Raw genomic sequence first — 17,933 nt, 5'->3', positions numbered from 1 at the left:
CGCCGTTGTCGATGATGAACGTCTCCAGGTCTGTGCCCGCCAGTGCCTGCGCCGCGGTGTACTGATCCACGCAGGTCTGACCGCAGTTCGCGAGCAGCAACGCCTGGTCGGACGCGGCAAGCGCCGGCTGGCCGGCCTGCTGGCTGGTGACCCGGTTGGCTGCCTCGGCGGCCGCCGCCGCCTGTTCCGCCGCGGCTGCGCTGGCTTGCGCGGCCGTCGCGTCGGCCTGCGCGGTGCTCGCGGCGGTGTTGGCATCGGACGCGTCCGCGGCGGCGGCGTTCGCGTCGGACTGCGCGGCGCCGGCGTCACTCGAAGCCGAGTCGGCCGCGGCCTGCGCCGCCGCCGCGTCGGTCTCGCTGGCGGTCGCCGCGGCCCGGGCCGCGGCCGCGGAGTCACCAGCCGCCTGTGCGGACGCGTGCGCGTTGGTCGCGTCGAGCTGGGCCTGCGCGTTCATCGCGTGGATCCGGTCATCGGACTGCTTGGTGGCCTGCGCATCCGCAGAGGCCTGAGCCGCCGACGCCATTGCCGCGGACGCCGAGGCGGCGGCCTTCGCGGCCGAGGAGGCGGCGTCGGCCGCGGCCTGCGCGGCCAGCTTTGCGTCGCCCGCGGCCGCGTTCGCCGCTGCCTGCGCCGCGGCGGCCAGTGATGCGGCCTGCGCCGCTTCGGCAGCCGCGACGTCAGCCTGCTGCTGCGCCATGGTCTTGGCCGATTCGGAGGAGAGCGAGGCGAGCCCGGCCGCCGAGTCGGTGGCCGCATACGGCGCGGCCAGGTCAATGGCCTGATCGGCAGGTGCGGCGACGGTGGCCGCCTCGGCCGCGGCGGCCTGGGCCGCCTGCGCGGTGGCCAGCGCCTGCCCGGTCGCGGTCGCGCTGTCGGACTGCGCGCCCGCCGCCTCAGTCTGTGCGGCCTCCGCGGCCGCCTTCGCGTTGTCGGCGTCAGTCTTCGCCTGAGCCGCCGTCGCTTGCGCTGCCGCGGAGTTCTGCGCGGCGACCCCGGCCTGCGCGATCGCGTTGGCGGCGAGCGAATCGGCCTTCGTCGCCGCCGCGTTGGTCTGCGCGGCGGCCGAGTCCGCCGCCGAGGCGTCCGAAACCGCCTTTTCGGCCGCCGCGGTTCCCTGCACGGCCGCGGCTTGCGCCGCCGCCGCATCGTTCGCGGCCTGCGACGCATTGGCGTTGGCCGCGTCAGCCGCGGCGCTGGCCGCGTCGGCGTCCGACTGCGCCTGGTTGGCCGCGGCGGTGGCGCCGGCGGCCGCGTCAGTTCCCTGATCGGCGGCGGCAACCGCGGCCAGCGCCTGCGCCTTCGCGGCAGCGGCGTTCTTCGCTTCCTGCGCCGCCGCGGCCTGGGCCCGGGCGGTCGAGGCGGTCGAGGCGGCCTGCTGCGCCGTGGCGTCCAGGCTCGCGGCGTTGGCCGCGGCGGTCGAGGCATTGGCCTCACTGGTCGCCGCCGTCGCGGCCTGCTGCTGCGCATTGGCGTTGGCCGCCGCGGCGTTGTTGCGCTGGGTCTGCGCGGTCGCTTCGGCATTCGCGGCGATGGTGGCCTGGTTCGCCGCGTCTGCAGCGGCGGCGTCCGCCCGAGCCTGGGCGTCCTTGGCCGTGGCCTCCACGGTGGCGATCTTCGCCTTGTCGGCGGCGACCACCTTGGCGGCGGCCGCTGCCGCAGTGGCCTGATTCGCTGCCTGGGTCGCCAGCGCGGAGGCCTGGGCCGCGTTGTCCTGCGCGGTCTCACGCAGGTACAGCGCCCGGGCCGCGTGTGCCTGCGCGCTGGCGTTCGCCAGCAGTGTTGCCGAGTCGGCGAGCGTCGCGTTGGTCGCCGCCACCGCGGTCTGCATCGCGTTCGAAGTCGCCTGCGCCGCGGCCGCTGCCGCCTGAGTGACTTGCGCGGACTGCACCGCGTAAGCCAGGCCTCTGCCTTCCGGCAATCCGGCCGACGTGGCGATCGCATAAGCCGCGTTGCGCTCGGCGACCGCCTTGTTCGCCGCGTCCTGCGCGATCGCCGCCTCGTTCTGCGCGGCCGAGGCCAGCGCGGCGACCTTCGCCTTGATCAGGCCGAGGTCGTGGGTGGCATGCGACATGTCCACGCTGGACCAACCGAAGACGTTGTTCGCCTTCTGGCCCTGAGCCCACAGGATCCCGCCGGCCGTCCACGCATAGTCCAGGCCGTCGTGCATGGTTTCGGCGCCTGCCTTGAGCGCGTCAAGGGCCTGCATCTCATCGGCGACGATGTTCGCGCGCGGCTGGGCCTGCGCGTTCAACTCGGCTTGCCATTCGGCCCAGGCCGTCTCCTCCGCGCCGAGCAGCACATGGTTCGGGTCGAGCGGGTTCGACGGGTCACCGCCGGCCCAGCGCGCCTTGAGCGATTCCACCTCGACCCGGAATTCGGGGGTGCCGGGGTCCGGCGCGACCGTGGGCCAGCCGTCGTACTGGATGAACCGGCGCACATCGTCGGCCGAGCCGTTGATCGCGTCGTCGCCGTACGTATTCCACTCCCACGCGTTGGCGGGATCCGCCGCCGCGTGCGTCGCCGCGATCGCCGTCACCTTGTCCTTGGCCGCCTGGTCGGCGTGGGTGACTGGAAGACTCGCGAAGACCGCGTCGGTGGCCAGCCAATACGTCGAGTCTTTTGACATGAAGTTCGTGACGTCGGCGTTGAAGTCCGGCTGCGAGCCGTAGCCGGACATCGGGTAGCCCCACAGGAAGTGGTCGATGCCGTCCGCGCGCTGCTGGCGGCTCTGGTCGGCGATCGCCGCGGCCGACACATCGTGCTGCAATGGGCTGCTCGGGTCGTTCACCCAGGTCGAGGAGTCCCAATTCGTCTCTGACCAATCGGTGGTCATGCCGGTGTCGGGGCCGGCGAGCACCTGCGCGACCGAACTGCGTACCGCCGTGCCGCCGGCGTGCAGCAGCAGCGCGAGATGCGCTTGGGTGTCACGGACGGTGGCCGCGGTGTTCATCGCCGCTATCCGAGTATTGATGTCGCCGGTACCCGGCGCGAGCGTCGAGGTGGTCGCAGTGACCGGGCCGGCGAAGGTGTGCCCGGCGTGCGGGATGTCCCACACCTGTGCGCCGGTGTTGTTGCAGGTCCAGATGTGCAGCTGGGTACCGTTGGTCGTCGTCGAGTTCGGATCGTCCAGGCACAGCCCTGAGTTCGGGTTCATCAGCCGCGGCCTGCTGCTCGTGTCGAATCCGACCACCCACTGCTCGTCCAGGCTGCCGGCGCAGGTGGAGAGCTGCACGAGCGTGCCGCTGGCGGTGACGCTCTCCCCGCCCTTGATGGCCAGGCACATTCCGCCGGCCATGAGCGTGCCGTCGGAGTGCAGCGCCCACGGAATCACCGGACCGGTGCTGTAGCCGACGCCGCAGTTGTAGAGCACGACGGCGGTGCCGTTGGCGGCTGCTGCGGTAGTCGACGCGGGGACGGCGCACTTGCTCATCACCGAATTGGTGATCGGACCGCTCGGCGGGAGCGGGCTGGTCGGCGGCGTGAAGCGCTGCGCGATGCTGCCGTTGCAGTTGTAGATCTGCAGCGCGACGCCGTCGGCCGTCGAGGAGTTCGGGGTGTCGACGCAGCGGCCCGAGGTCGGGTTGTACAGCTGAATGCTGCCGGTCTTGTCGTGCTGGAACAGCCACTGCTGGCTCTTCCAGCCCTGACAGTCGGACAGTACGACCGGCCGGCCGTTGGCCATGTCCGTGTTCAGGTCGCTCTCGGTGGTCCACGCCGTGGTCCCGATCCCGGTGCGCCCGTCCACGATGCCGCTGCTCAGGATGATCGCCTGCACGCCTCCGGCCCCGGCGGCGATCAGCGAGCCGAAGCCGCCGGAGGTGGCCGGGCCGCCCTCCTTGGTCCAGCCGTTGTACGCCACGCCCTTTCTGGCGTACACGTAGTTGTCGTTCGCGATCACCATCTGGGTGCCGTCGGAGCCGGCCGCGATGGCGGTGGTGAAGCTCGGGTCGGCGACCGGGATGCTGGTCTCCTTGGTCCAGCCGCCCAGCGCGATCCCGGTCCTGGCGTACGCATAGCCGTCGCTGCCGACGAGCATCTGCACGCCGCCGTTCGTGGCGATCGCCTTCGCGCCGGGGGCGAGTTCCTTGGTCCAGCCCCCGAGGCCGTTGGTGCCCGAGACCGCGCCGATGCTCGAACGCGCGTAGACGGCCCCGTCCGCGGCGATCATCATCTGGGTGCCGTCCGAGCCCACCGAGATCGCGGTAGCGCCGGGCGCGCTCTCCGCGGTCCAGCCGGCGGCGGCGCCGATCCCGTTGCGCGCGTACACGGTCCCGTCATCGCGGAGGTAGAGCTGGACGCCGTCGTTCGCGGAGATCGCCTTGGCCTCGTAGCTGCCCTCGTTGGTCCAGCCGCTCGCGCCGATCGTGTTGCGCGCGTAGATCGCACCGTCGGCGCCGACCATCATCTGGGTGCCGTCGGAGCCGGCCGCGATCCGCTGGACCTCGAAGTCGCTCTCCTTGGTCCAGCCGCCCAGCCCGACCCCGCTCTTCGCGTACACCTCGCCGGAGGTGGTCAGCATCATCTGCACCGCGCCGCCGACCGCGATGGACGCCGCCGCGCCGCCGTTGGCGCTGCCGATGTCGAGGCACTTACCGGGCGCGCTATCCAGCGTCACGGATCCGTAGAAGCCGAGGTCCCAGTAGTAGTCGCTGCCCGGGTTGAAGGTCCAGTTCTGGTTCGCCGAGCCGTTGCAGGCTGCGGAGTCCACGGTCGAACCGTTGGCGCTCTTACCGGAAAGGTCGTCCAGGCATTTGCCTAAGCCTGGATTGCGCACCACGCCGTCGGCCTGGGCGTTGATATTCGAGATCTGCGATGCCTCGGTGTTGCCGAGGTTCCAGTCCGGGCTCGCCGCTCTGGCAGCAGAGGCGTTGAGGGTCGTCAGCGCGAGGGCGAACGCCGTCGCCGCGGCCGTGGCCGCGATGGTTCTGCGGCGCTGGTAAAAGGAAACGGGCAGCAGCGAATTACGCACAGCGCGCGATGGCACTTATCCCCCATGTGAGACTCCTGACCCCCCGACGGAGTCATCCCGGATCAAGCGCTTGTGGGCGCGGCAAGATCCTGAGCAGACCGTAGCGATCCGCGCTCAGCCGCGCAAGAGCCAGTTCCCGGCCGACGTCGCGGGCTTCGCGGCCAGCGCCCGCGAAGAGACCGATCCGGTATCTTCGCGGGCGCTGATTTACGTCGGCTAGCGCAATTTGCCCCAGCTGCTATTTGACGCTGGCCGCGGTTCCGCCTGGCGTCCACTGGTAGGTGGCGATGCCGTGCGCGGGCAACGTGTCGCTGAACTGCTGCCCGGCCCAGCTCGTGCTGAACGACTGAGTCGAGCCGGAGGTGTTGTCGACAATCAGCACGAGGGAGCCGTTGGGGTTCTGGAACGCCACATCGTCCAGGTTCGCGGTGGTGGTCGAGGCGATACGCTTTGCGCCGGGCAGTACGAACTTGCTGAAGTGTCCGACGGAGTAATAGCCGGCGTCGTACGTCACGTTCCCCGTGCTCTGGTTGATCGTGACCAGCGGGGTGCACGCATTACAGCCGCCGGGGATGACCGGGCCGTTGTTCTGGTCCTCGGCGATATTCCACATCGTGGCTGACCGCGCCCAGTTGCGGGTGCTCTGGATGAAGGTCTCGATAGCGTTCTGCGGGTCGATGCCGTCGGAGCATTCGGTCTCGTAGTTGTCCTTGCTCGGGAAAGCCGAATGCATCGTGGACAGGGCACTGAGACCGCCTGCGTAGCAGTGCCATGCGGTACCGGCCAGGTACTTGTTGGCGCCGGAGTCCTGCATCAGCGGCTCGGCGTAGTTGCTCAGCACATTGGTGTTGAAGTCCGTGCCGAGTATCGCCGGCGAAAGGTTCGCCTGGGCCAGCGCCGGACCGAGATTGTTGGCGATGAAACTGGCCTCGCTCTGCTCGCTGAAGTTCATTCCGGGGTAGGCGGTGGCGTAGCTCGGCTCGTTTTGCGGGGTGATCGCGTAGATTGGGACGCCTTGCGCGGCGTAGCCCTGCAGGAACTTCACGAAATACTGCGCCAATGGCCCGTAACTCGAGGAGAGCAGCGTTCCGGCGTTGTTGACGTTGCTCATCTGGCCGTTCGACTTCATCCACCCCGGCGGGCTCCACGGATTGGCCATGAGCTTGAGGCCCGGGTTGAGCGCGAGCGCTTCCTTCAGATCCGGGATGATGTAGCCGAGGTCGTGCCCGATCGAGAAGCTCGCGAGCGTCGGGTCGGGGCGGCTCCAGGCCTGGTTGGTCGCGCCGGTGCAGGACCACAGCTGGACCGGCGAGCCGTTGGCGGTGGCCGCTCCGGAGACGTCGAGGCACAGGCCCGACTGCACGCCGGTGATCGTGCCGTTGCTGTTGAGCTTCCACTGCTGGTTCGTCTGGCCGTTGCACGTATAGAGGATGACCTTGGTGCCGTTGGTGGTGCCTCTGCCGTTGGCGTCCAAGCACTTGCCGGCGATCTGCAGCTGTGACCCGCTGGTGTAGGCGAATTGCTGGTTCGCGTTGCCGCTCGTGCAGTCCCAGATGTACACCTGCACGCCGTTCGCCGGGTTGCCGGTGTCGTCCAGGCAGCGGCCCGAAGCCGCGCCGACCGTCGTGCCGGTGGAGACGGAGAGGTTGTCATCGTAGGAATACGGCTGCGCGGTGGCGGAGAAGTCGGAGGAGCCCATCGGAATCCGCAGCCAGCTGATGCCGATGCCCTGGCTCGGGCTGAACAACGCGTTCATCAGGTTCGTGTGCGCGGTGCCGCTCAGCTTGTCAGACAACAGCCACGCCGAAGTGTCGGTCATCGCGGCACCGAAGCCCACGATGCTCTGGAATGTCTGGGTGCTGTCGATGCTGATGGCCGGCGTACCGGACGAGGCCGAGAATCCGAGGTTGGCCTGCTGCGTCAGGTGCTGGCTCAGATCCGAGGTGGTCAGCCACTTCTGGACCACTTCGTTGGCGGCCGAGGCGGGCGACGCCGGCACGGCCACCAGCGAGAGTCCGAGTGCGCTGGCCAAAGCGCCGAGCAAGCCGGCGCGTCGTAGAGCTCTCGACATCGGTGTCAAGCCTCTCGGTTGGCGGGTAAGAGATTTGTGAGCGCTAACATGGCCGCCCCCGACGTGGACCGAGCCCGGTGCCGGATTTGCGAGGGTGACATGGGATGTCTAAACGCCCTCGGTCGGCGTGTCAAGCCTCGACATCGTTGATCCCGCCAGAGTTGCGGATTGACGAATCGGTTCGAAGTTGTTCGATTGTGCTCGTCCGCGGGAACCGGGTACAGCTTCGGCGTCGCATGCAGAGCACTGCATCGCGTGATTGACCACTTGCAGCCATGATCGGCTGGTCAGATGAGTGCCTCATGACTGATCGAATGCCAAGCCGTTAAGTGGATGCGCGCTAGCCCATTGACACCTGCGAACGGCCGCGCTTTAGTTCTGACGAATCGGTTCGACAGTCGCGGCTCGCGCTCTTGCAAGTCGCGCGCGTCGATCGGTGCCCTGTTTCGTCATTTCGAAGGAGAAGTGACTTGGTACGCTTCAAGATCAAAAGCTGGCTGGCGGTCGGCGCGACCGCGACCCTCGCCCTGGTGGCCGTGCCGCCGAGCGCCAGCGCGTCCACCGAGTCGCTGGCGGTGAACCTGTCCGGCACCGCCGGGGCGATGACCGGTGTCGGGCAGGGCTTCCTCTACGGTCTTAGCCAGGACGGCAGTGCGCCCGGCGACAACTACCTTCAGCCCCTCAACCCCACGCTGATGCGGGGCGGCGGCGCGCGCATCGCGGGCGACGGCTGGATCGGCGACGGCTACAAGGCCGGCGCGGGCTACCAGGCGCGGATCACTTCCATCGTCGACCAGGCCAAGCGCGTCACCCAAGCGCCCTATCACGCCGAATACGTCCTGATGCTCAGCGACCTGTGGGGCGCCGACCTGACTCAGCCGAGCAACGCGCTCTACCCGTGTAACAACGGCGACTGCTCGAACTGGACCACGTTCATCGACGACACCATCGCCGCCATGCAATCCGCCGGCGTGACGGTCACCTACGAGCCCTACAACGAGCCCAACGGCGGCGGCTTCTTCCCGCCCGGCATCGGGACTCAGTACTGGAACATGTGGAACAGCGCCGTGCGGGAGATCCGCCGGCTGGCCCCCACCGCGCACATCGACGGCCCCGCATACGCGGGAGGGCCGACGAGCGCGTTCCAGACGTGGATCCAGACCGCGCAGGCCGCGGGCACCTTGCCCAACGTCATCAGTTATCACCTCGAAGGCGGCGGCACTGAGGACCCGGTCGCCGCGGTCGCCCAGGTCAACGGATATCTGTCCGCTGATGGCATCACCGGCATCACGCAGTCCGCGAACGAATACATCCCGCTGAACGTGCAGAACTCCGCCTACACCGCCTGGTCCCTGGACCGCTTCGCCCAGTCCGGGATGGCCACCGCCGCACGGGGGGAGTGGACGAACTGCTGCGCCTCTGGCGATCTCGGCGTCATCCTCACCAACACCGGCGGGAACCTGGTCCCCTCCGGCCAGTACTGGACCTACCGGGCGTACGCCGACCTGACCGGAACGCGCGTATCGACCACGGGGAGCGGCAACACCGCTATCACCGCAGCCGTCGACAGCACCAAGAAGCAGATGGCGGCGCTCATCGGCGACTCTGGCGGCTTCGTCGGGCAGGCGAACGTGTCCATCAGCGGATTCAGCGCGGATCCGTGGCTGGTCTCGGGCAGCGCGACGCACGTCGAGGTTGACCGGATCCCCGACGTGGCCTCACTCAACACCCCAGAGACGGTGTACAGCGGCAACGTCACCGTTTCTGGCGACGCGATCACCGTGCCCGTCACGCTCGGCGACGCCAACGGCGCGTACGTCGTATTCGTGACGCCGCCAGGCTCGGCCGCCGCGGACACCACCAGCGATGACACCGCCACCTCCGGCACCGACCATTTCTCCTACGGAGCGAACTGGGGCACCGCCACCGGCGTCTCCGACCTGTATCAGGGCACTGCCCACTGGAGCAACACCACCGGCGGCACCGCGACCTACACGTTCACCGGCAGTGGCGTCACCATCTGGGGCGTCAAGGACCATGATCAGGGCATCGCGGCATTCTCGGTCGACGGCGGACCAGTGACTTACGCCGACGACTACGCCAGCACCCGCACTGCTCAAGCACCGCTGTGGTCCAGCAGCGGTCTGGCCCCCGGCACCCATACCGTGACGATCAGCAACACCGGAACCAAGAACTCCGCCAGTGCCAACGACACCGTCGCACTCGACTACGCCACCGTGACCCCGGCCATCTCAACCATCGATGACGGCACGACGACCGGCACCACCTCCTTCGCTTACGGCAGTAACTGGGGGACTGCTACCGGAATCGGCGACCTCTACGAAGGAACCGCGCACTGGAACAGCACCGCCGGATCGACCGCGACGCTGGCCTTCACCGGTACCGGCGCGGTCATCTACGGAGTCAAGGATGTGGACCAGGGCATCGTCACCTTCTCGGTCGACGGTGGCACCGCACGCACCGTCGATGACTACAGCGCCACCCGCGTCCCCGGAGCGAGCCTGTTCACGGTGTCCGGCCTGAGCACGGGAAGCCACACCGTCACCATCACCGTGACCGGAACCAAGAACAGCGCGAGCTCGAACGACATCATCGCGCTGGACTCGGCAACCATCTTCTGAGTTCAGGACGCCGGCAAGCCAAATGGCCGGCTAAGACGCGAACTGGACCCAGTTGTCGGCCCGTCAGTGCGGGTGACAGCTGGGTCCAGGTCGAACGGTGTCTAGATGGGACAGGTTATAGACGGGTCAGTGTCTAGACGGGACAGTCAGTGCGCAATCAGGAGGTCACGCCCAAGGCGATCAAGTCCGCGAGACCGTTGTACGCGCTTGAGATGTAGTAGTTGGTGACGTCTTTGCCGCGCGCGAGCAGGAGCGTGTCGTAGCCGTACGGGATGTACACGGCGTCGGACATGACTTGAGTGTCAAGGCGACCAGCCAGCGCGGAGGCCTCGCTCGTCGTCTTGGCCGCCTTCATCTGGTCGAGCAGGCTGTTGACCGTCGGGTCATTGAGCCGGCCGTAGTTCGAGCCGCTGCTGGTCGCCGAGAGCAGGCGGCCATCGGTGATCTGCGAGAAGAAGGCGAAGCTGGTCGGCCAGTCGGGGCCCCAACCGGACAGCGCGAGGCCGTAGCCCTTGCTCTTCATCACGTCGGGACGCTGCAGGTTCTGGCTGTAGTACTTCGAGCCCTCGACCTGCGCGATGTTCGTGGAGATGCCGACCCGCGCCAGCGCGCTCTGCAACGCGATCGCCCCGCCCGGACCCTTGCCGGTGTTTACCGTGATGATGCCGGTCGCGAAACCGTTGGGCTTGCCGCAGGCCGCCAGTTCCGCCTTGGCCTTGGCCACGTCGCCCTTGCTGTCCGGACCGGTCGGGTAGGGATTGGCGTTCGAGTGACCCGGCACTCCCGGGGGCAGCATCGTGTTGCCGATCTTGGCGCCCGCGATCTCGCCGCCGCGCGCGTTGACCAGGTCCACCTTGTTCAGCGCGTAGGCCACCGCCTTGCGGCAGTGGACGTTGTCGAACGGCGCCACGTCCTGGTTGATCGTGATGTAGCGGGTGGTGTTCGCGCCCGGGTTGTCCGTGTACTTCTTCTTCGCCGGATTGCTCAACACCGTGGCCACGTCGGCGGTCTGCAGACCGCTGCCGGCGTAGTCGGCTTCCACGGTGCCGGCCAGGATCGCCTGGTCCAGTTGGGTCGCGTCCCAGTCGGTCTTGACCGTGATCTTGTCGGGCAGCGCGGGGTCGTTCGGGTCGCTCGCCGCCGACCAATTCGGATTGCGCGTGAGCGTGATGTTCTTTCCCGCCGTGTAGGCCGAGATCACGTACGCGCCGGAGGAGACCACGTTGGTCCCGGTGTAGTGCAGCCCGCCGGTTGCCGAGTTCTGATCCACATCGATCGGGACCGGCGCGGTCTGCGGCATCGTCAGCACGTACGGAAAGTCGTTGTACGGCGAGACCAGGTGGAACACCAGGGTGGTGTCATCCGGCGTGTCCACACCGGTCAGCCCGAGATGGTCGGCCGACTTGTCCTTGTAAGGGCCGAGGTAGCTGCCGCCGGTCAACACCGCCTTGAAGTATTCGGGGCCGGCCGTGTTGACGCTGTCCACCGCATACGAGCGCTCGATCGCGTACTTGACCTCTTTCGACGTGATGTTCTCTCCGTTGGAGAACTTCAGCCCCGAGCGGATCTTCACCGTCCACGTCTTGCCGTCCGCGGATGCCGTCGGCGCGGCGGAGGCCAGCCCGGGGACCAGTTGAATCGACGCAGGGCCGGGCGCGCCGACCTTGTAGGTCATCAAGGTGCGCGCGTAATACCGCGAGAAATCCCACGCGTATGCGTAGTACTGGTTGACCGGATCCACTGAGTCCAGATCCTGGGTTCCGCCCAGAACGAGCGTGCCGCCCTTGTGGGTCGAGGGATTGACGACGCCGGTGAGCGCGTAGTTCGCCGAGATGCTGTCGCCCCCGTGGGCGGCCGGCCCGGCCGAGCTGCCGCCGCCGCACGCGGCCGCGGTTCCGACCGCCAGCGCGGCGGAGGCCGCCGCTGCGGTCCTGATCGTACGTGGAATGCGTCTGCTACCTCGCGTGCTCCGCACTGCGCGCAAACCCCCAATGCCATTGGTTGATGTCGCCGTGATTCGTCTCATGGCGTGCCGGCTGCCGATTCGGGTTTGAACCTGCCGGTCAGTTCGTGGCCCTCGAAGTTCTTTCCGATCACCCAGCCCCGTTGCAGCGGCGGTCGCTGCCGGGTGATCCACCAGGCCCCAATCCAGTGATAGAACCCGGGATGTTGATTGGCACCGGTGCTCGGTGTTCGCCAATCAATGCCGAACAACATGGCCTAGGTCTCGCCGGCGGGCCGGCCGAGGCGGGTGAACGGCGCCTCACAGCCAACTGACATGAGTCGTGCGGATTGGTAGCGTGGTGAGGGCGGTGGCGGTGCGGGCCGGACGTTTTGCATGGCGCGCTTGATCACGGCCTGTGGCGTAGTTCGCTCTCAGGGGGCTTGGCATGCCGCGCAACGAGGAGTTCCTGGATCCGGGCGCCGGACCGTTGGCGACTTTCGCTTGGGATCTGCGCGCCCTGCGGGAGTCGGCGGGGAAGGTGCCCTACCGGGTGCTGGCCAAACGCGCCGGATTCTGCGCCAGCACGCTGTCCGTGGCCGCATCAGGAGCGAAGCTGCCTTCCCTGGACGTGACTTTGGCCTACGTCCAGGCCTGCGGCGGCGACGCTGAGATCTGGCGGGCACGCTGGCAGGCGCTGGCCGTACAACACCCGCCGGTACCCGCCACCCCGAACGGGCAGTCCGGCCTGCACGTCGCGCCGCCGTACGATGCCGACGAGCACGAGGAGCACGAGGAGCCGTCGCAGCTCGACGCGGTAACGCTCAGCCCACAGCCGGACAGCGGCCGGCCAAGCTCGCGGCGCGGCTCCAGACGCGCGATGCTGCCGCTCAGTCGTATGGCCACGCTCGCGCTCACCGTGATCACCGCGGTCCTGGGCATGAAGGTGTTGGCCGAAGGCTCAGGCAACACTCCGGCGGCCGGTCCGAACGCGCCTCGAGCCTCCGCGAGCCCTGCCGATTCGCCGATGCAGCAGGCTGATGAGCTGTACCTGCTCATCTACCAGTTCGCGCCGATGCGCTCGGATACGAACGACGCCATCTGGGACCTCAACGGCTGCCGCAACCTGTCCAACGCGCAAAGCAAGCTGCGCGCGATCGCGCGCAAACGACAGGAGCAAGTCGAGCAGCTCACCGCGCTGAACGTGTCAAGAGTCCCCGACCATGACCAGCTGGTCGCGGCGCTGAGACACGCGTGGCTCACCTCCGCGCAATCCGACACCGCTTACGCGAACATCGCCGCCGACCTGCAAACCGGCTGCACCTCCGGAGCGATCCAAACAGACCCGAACTACCAGCAGGCGGACAACTACGCTCAAGCCGCCACGGCAGCGAAAGCTGAAGCGACCCGGGTGTGGAACAACAACGCCGACGCGTTGGGCCAACTGCGGATCTTCGACGCCGAGCTCTGACCACTGAGCCGGGCCCAAGCGCGCAGGTGGCGTCCCGCGACAAGGCCACAGGGCATCACTCACCCAGTAAGGCTCGTCACGTATCTCGGGTTGGACTGCGTGCGTCGGCGCAGTTCCGCCGCCGCGACGGGATGATCGATCAGCAGGAAATCCTTGCTCTCGAAGCTGTTGTCGAAATCGAAGTACACCAGTGCCTTGATCGTCTTCGGGTAGCGTTCGGCCCAGTCGAGCACGAGGTCGACCGATGCCGCGGTGTCCGGGTGCGGCAGCTGCGGCGCCCATTCGGCGAGCATCAGGGGTTTGCCGTGCGCGGCGGCGAACTGGGCCATCGGTTCCATGGCGTCCGGGCCGTGCAGCAGGTAGTCCGGCGCGGCGCCCTGCGGGTAGGCGTCGAGTCCGACCCAGTCGACCGCGTCGTCCCCGGGGTACCACGCCGAATCGTCCACGCCATTCGGGCCGCTCCAGACAGTGGGGCACCACACGAACGCCGCGTTGCTCGCGCCCGCGGACTTGAAGAGCTGGTCGACATGCCGCCAGGCCGCGATGAACGCCTGGGGCGTGACGGCCGGCGGATTCCAGCGCGGATACCAGTCGGCGTTCATCTCCCAGTCCAGCCGGATGAACACCGGTCCGCCATACGCCTTGACTGCTGCCGCCTGATCCCAGAGATAGCCGTCCTCGCGGCCCGCCGCGACGGCGCCGTCGGCGAGCGGCAGGTTCCACGAAGCCATCGCAGCCATGCCCGGGCGGGTGCGGGCATCGTCGAGAATCGGCTGGAGTGAGCCGTTCGGGGTCGTCCATCTGTTGTAGATCGCCGGATGTGCGGCGATGCCTGCCGCTTGGTCGAACGCGTCGAGACGGTATAGGTCGGTGGAAACACCGAGCAGAATCGTCCCGTCCGGCGGCGTGAACGGCCCCGAACTCAACCGCCCAGGCACCGCGACCGCACCGTGGATGGGAGTGGCGGCAGGATCCGGCGCCGATCGCGCCACCGCCAGCCGATGATCTCTGGGCATCGAGCGATGCTGCGCGCCGGCCACTGCCATCGAAACGCACACGCCCAGGCACAGCGCGGTCGCCGCCCGCCTGCGATATCGCGCTCCGGCGTAATTCTGCACGGGCTCAAGGCTCGCACAACCGTGCAACGGCGATTCACCGCTGGACGGGTGTGCTGATCAATGCGCGCCTGCTTTACTGATCCACAATCGACATCCCGACATCCGGTCTGGTGCCCTCCCCGGAGTTTGGGCCCGCACCAGCCTTTCGCTATGCCCGATTGCGTACGATCGCGGCACGATCCGCCCTTCGAAGGAGACCGCCAGTGCTCATCGGAGTGACCCGCGAGCCGGTCGGGGAGACCCGCGTGGCCGCGACACCCGCGACCGTCAGACAGCTGATCGGCCTCGGATACGACGTGGTCGTAGAGGCCGGTGCCGGTGCGCTGTCCGCCTTCCCCGACGCGGCCTACACCGAGGCCGGCGCGGTCGTCGCGGCCGCTGAAGACGCCTGGGGCGCGGACGTGATCCTGCGCGTCAACGGCCCCTCGCCCGACGAGATCGGCAAGCCCCGGGACGGCGCCTACCTAGTCTCGACGCTGGCCCCGGCGCTTAACCCAGACCTCGTCGACGCGCTCACCGAACGCGACATCACCGTGCTGGCCATGGACGCCGTGCCGCGTATCAGCCGCGCCCAGTCCCTGGACGTCCTGTCCAGCATGGCCAACATCGCCGGCTATCGCGCGGTGGTCGAGGCCGCCCATGAGTTCGGCCGGTTCTTCACTGGCCAGGTGACCGCGGCGGGCAAGGTCCCGCCGGCGAAGGTGCTGGTGGCCGGGGCGGGGGTCGCGGGCCTCGCCGCGATCGGCGCCGCCTCCAGCCTCGGTGCCGTGGTGCGCGCCACCGACCCGCGGCCCGAGGTCGCCGACCAGGTGAAGTCGCTGGGCGGGGAGTTCCTTCCCGTCGTCGTCGACGAGGCGGCCCAGCAGTCCGCAGACGGCTACGCCAAGGCGACCTCGGATCAGTACAACGAGGCCGCGGCGAAGCTCTACTCCGCGCAGGCCGCCGACGTGGACATCATCATCACCACCGCGCTGATCCCGGGCCGCCCGGCGCCGAAGCTGATCACGGCGGCCGACGTCGCCTCGATGAAGCCGGGCTCGGTGATCGTCGACATGGCCGCGGGTATGGGCGGAAACGTCGAAGGCAGCGTCGCGGGCCGCAAGACCGTCACCGACAACGGCGTGACCATCCTCGGCTACACCGACCTGGCCGGCCGGCTGCCCACTCAAGCCAGCCAGCTGTACGGCACCAACCTGGTGAACCTGATCAAGCTGCTGACTCCGGAGAAGGACGGCAAGGTCGTGCTCGACCTCGACGACGTCGTCCAGCGCGCCGTCACCGTCGTGCGCGCCACCGGGTCCGGCCGCGGTGAGAAGCTGTGGCCGCCGCCACCGGTCCAGGTCAGCGCGGCCCCCGCGGCTGCGCCGACCGCGCCGGCGCTGGCCAAACCCGAGAAGAAGAAGCTGTCGGCCACCGCGAAGCTCACCCTGGTCTTCTCCGGGATCGCGTTGTTCTGGCTGGTGACCGCATTCGCGCCGGCGCCGATTCCGCAGCACTTCACCGTGCTGACCCTGGCGATCGTCGTCGGCTACTACGTCATCGGCAAGGTCCACCACGCGCTGCACACACCCCTGATGAGCGTCACCAACGCCATCTCCGGCGTGATCGTGGTCGGCGCGCTGGTCCAGATCGGGCTCGGCGTGCGACCGGTCCAGATCTTGGCCGGGATCGCGCTGCTGCTGGCCTCCATCAACATCTTCGGCGGCTTCGCGGTGACCCGCCGCATGCTCGCCATGTTCAGCAAGGGGAACTGACGTGTCCGCCGCCTCGATCGCCACCGCGGCGTACCTCGTCGCCGCGCTGCTGTTCATCCTGTCCTTGGCGGGTCTGAGCAAGCACGAGACCGCGAAGCAGGGCTGGGTCTTCGGCGTGGCCGGCATGGTCATCGCGCTGGCCGCCACCATCGGCCTGTCCGTTCACGACAGCTCAGTGCGCGGCACCACCGCGCTGATCGTCGCCGTCGCGACGGTCATCGGCGCCGTTGTCGGCCTGTGGCGTGCCCGCATCGTGCAGATGACCGGCATGCCGGAACTGATCGCGCTGCTGCACTCCTTCGTCGGTCTCGCCGCCGTGCTGGTCGGCTGGGCCTCGTATGTCGAGGTCGAAGACAAGGGCTTGGGCTCATTCGCCGGCTCACTGCTGCGCATCCATCACGCCGAGGTGTTCATCGGCATCTTCATCGGCGCGGTCACCTTCACCGGCTCGATCGTCGCGAACCTGAAGCTGAGCGCGCGCATCAAGTCCGCGCCGCTGGTGCTTCCCGGCAAGAACCTGCTCAACCTGTCCGCGCTGCTCGCCTTCGCGATCCTGACCGTGGTGTTCGTGCTGCACCCCGCGCTGTGGTCGATCTCGGCGGTGACCGCGGTGGCGCTGCTGTTCGGCTGGCACCTGGTCGCCTCGATCGGCGGCGGCGACATGCCGGTGGTGGTCTCGATGCTCAACAGCTACTCCGGCTGGGCGGCCGCAGCCAGCGGCTTCCTGCTCGACAACGACCTGTTGATCGTCACCGGGGCGCTGGTGGGCTCCTCAGGCGCCTACCTCTCCTACATCATGTGCCAGGCGATGAACCGCTCCTTCATCTCCGTCATCGCCGGCGGCTTCGGCATCGAGGCGCCCAGCGGCGCAGGTGAGGGGGAGTACGGCGAGCACCGCGAGACCTCGGCCGAGCAGACCGCCGAACTGCTCGCCGCCGCGTCCACCGTGGTGATCACACCTGGCTACGGTATGGCGGTGGCGCAGGCGCAGTATCCGGTGGCCGAGCTGACTCGAGCCTTGCGCGCGCGGGGCGTCGACGTGCGGTTCGGTATCCACCCGGTCGCCGGGCGCCTGCCGGGCCACATGAACGTGCTGCTGGCCGAGGCGAAGGTGCCCTACGACATCGTGCTGGAGATGGATGAGATCAACGACGACCTCGCCGGCACGGATGTCGTCCTGGTCATCGGCGCCAACGACACGGTTAACCCGGCCGCCGCCGAGGACCCCAGCAGCCCCATCGCGGGCATGCCGGTGCTGCGGGTATGGGAGGCCGAGCACGTCGTGGTCTTCAAGCGCTCCATGGCCAGCGGATACGCCGGAGTCCAAAACCCGCTGTTCTACCGCGAGAACGCCGCGATGCTCTTCGGTGACGCCAAGACCAAGGTCGACGAGATCGTCGCGGCGCTGGCCGCGCAGCCGGCCGTTCCCGTTCCCGCATAGTCCTCGCGCAGCGGATCCGCCAGCCGGATCCGGCCCAGCGACAGCGGCCGCCGCGCGCCTTTGCGCACGGCGGCCGCGTCAGTTCTGTCCGTTCCAGGGGCCGACTCGGGTAGCGGCCTTGCCATCGAAGGCCGCCTCGACGGTCACGGCCTCCAATTCGCGGGCGCAGGCCTCGATGTCACGCGGAGCGAGCGCGTGCGTGTCGGCCCAGATGGCGAAGTAGACCGCCGGCTGCTGCTGTTCTTCGGGAACGAGCCGGCCGGGGACATTAGCGTCGGGAGCGGAGTCGACCTGCAGGAAGAATGAGCCGTCGAAGATCGGTTGTTTGCGATCCCAGCGCAGCCTGGTACGGGGGAGGGCGGCGCGCAGTTCGTCCTCGGTCGGCGGGGGTTCTTCGGGCGCGACGACGCGGCGATCGTTCACGAAGCAGGAGAGGTCGATCTTTTCGCCGCGCCGGCCGGCGATGTCGTCCAGCAGCGCCTGATGGGCGTCGCCGTCGTAGTAGCCGTGCAGCGAAGCGCCTGC

The 17,933-nt window shown here is 68.3% G+C and carries 9 protein-coding genes and 1 pseudogene; 4 read left to right on the top strand and 6 right to left on the bottom strand.

Annotated elements, in window-relative coordinates:
• On the bottom strand, positions 1–4,984 hold a 4,984-nt coding region (locus VN779_RS18060), incomplete at its 3' end, for a ricin-type beta-trefoil lectin domain protein (RefSeq protein ID WP_325724832.1).
• A 223-nt stretch (positions 4,985–5,207) separates the two neighbouring features.
• Positions 5,208–7,040 carry a ricin-type beta-trefoil lectin domain protein gene (locus tag VN779_RS18055; protein ID WP_325724830.1) on the bottom strand — a complete coding sequence of 611 codons (1,833 nt, stop codon included), beginning with the start codon at positions 7,038–7,040 and terminating at the stop codon, positions 5,208–5,210.
• A gap of 470 nt (positions 7,041–7,510) precedes the next feature.
• Between VN779_RS18055 and VN779_RS18050 the strand changes: the two genes are divergently transcribed.
• The gene (locus VN779_RS18050) at positions 7,511–9,682 is read left to right on the top strand and encodes a hypothetical protein (protein WP_325724828.1); all 2,172 of its coding nucleotides are present in this window, start codon (positions 7,511–7,513) and stop codon (positions 9,680–9,682) included.
• A gap of 157 nt (positions 9,683–9,839) precedes the next feature.
• Here VN779_RS18050 and VN779_RS18045 read toward each other — a convergent pair whose 3' ends face one another.
• Together VN779_RS18045 and VN779_RS18040 are read right to left on the bottom strand one after the other, a co-directional pair.
• Positions 9,840–11,657: an ABC transporter substrate-binding protein gene (locus VN779_RS18045; protein WP_325724826.1), complete on the bottom strand. Its 1,818-nt coding sequence runs from the start codon at positions 11,655–11,657 to the stop codon at positions 9,840–9,842.
• A gap of 47 nt (positions 11,658–11,704) precedes the next feature.
• Entirely contained in the window at positions 11,705–11,899 is a 195-nt protein-coding gene (locus VN779_RS18040; RefSeq protein ID WP_325724824.1) for a hypothetical protein, read from the bottom strand.
• 173 nt (positions 11,900–12,072) lie between these two features.
• Here VN779_RS18040 and VN779_RS18035 point away from each other — a divergent pair, with 173 nt between their 5' ends.
• Positions 12,073–13,095, top strand: a complete 1,023-nt coding sequence (locus VN779_RS18035) for a hypothetical protein (protein WP_325724822.1) — start codon at positions 12,073–12,075, stop codon at positions 13,093–13,095.
• Positions 13,096–13,154: 59 nt separating this feature from the next.
• Here VN779_RS18035 and VN779_RS18030 read toward each other — a convergent pair whose 3' ends face one another.
• Positions 13,155–14,213 (bottom strand): glycoside hydrolase family 26 protein, encoded by a 1,059-nt coding sequence (locus tag VN779_RS18030; protein ID WP_325724820.1) that lies wholly within the window; start codon positions 14,211–14,213, stop codon positions 13,155–13,157.
• A gap of 203 nt (positions 14,214–14,416) precedes the next feature.
• On the opposite strand from VN779_RS18030, the gene VN779_RS18025 reads away from it, so the two are divergent.
• Positions 14,417–15,967, top strand: coding sequence for a Re/Si-specific NAD(P)(+) transhydrogenase subunit alpha (locus tag VN779_RS18025; protein ID WP_325724818.1), 1,551 nt, complete (start codon positions 14,417–14,419; stop codon positions 15,965–15,967).
• A 1-nt stretch (position 15,968) separates the two neighbouring features.
• Positions 15,969–17,408: a Re/Si-specific NAD(P)(+) transhydrogenase subunit beta gene (gene pntB / locus VN779_RS18020; protein WP_325724816.1), complete on the top strand. Its 1,440-nt coding sequence runs from the start codon at positions 15,969–15,971 to the stop codon at positions 17,406–17,408.
• A 78-nt stretch (positions 17,409–17,486) separates the two neighbouring features.
• Here the strand turns inward: pntB and VN779_RS18015 are convergent.
• Positions 17,487–17,933, bottom strand: a pseudogene (locus VN779_RS18015) (condensation protein); the annotation flags it as partial.

This window comes from Actinocrinis sp. (assembly GCF_035605935.1).
Taxonomy (GTDB): Bacteria; Actinomycetota; Actinomycetes; order Streptomycetales; family Catenulisporaceae; genus Actinocrinis.
This window is presented reverse-complemented; position numbering and strand designations above follow the sequence as displayed.

Excerpts from the sequence above, each read along its gene's own strand:
- VN779_RS18055 (WP_325724830.1), bottom strand. The coding sequence starts at position 7,040 with ATGTCGAGAGCTCTACGACGCGCCGGCTTGCTCGGCGCTTTGGCCAGC.
- VN779_RS18040 (WP_325724824.1), bottom strand. The coding sequence starts at position 11,899 with ATGTTGTTCGGCATTGATTGGCGAACACCGAGCACCGGTGCCAATCAA.
- VN779_RS18035 (WP_325724822.1), top strand. The coding sequence starts at position 12,073 with ATGCCGCGCAACGAGGAGTTCCTGGATCCGGGCGCCGGACCGTTGGCG.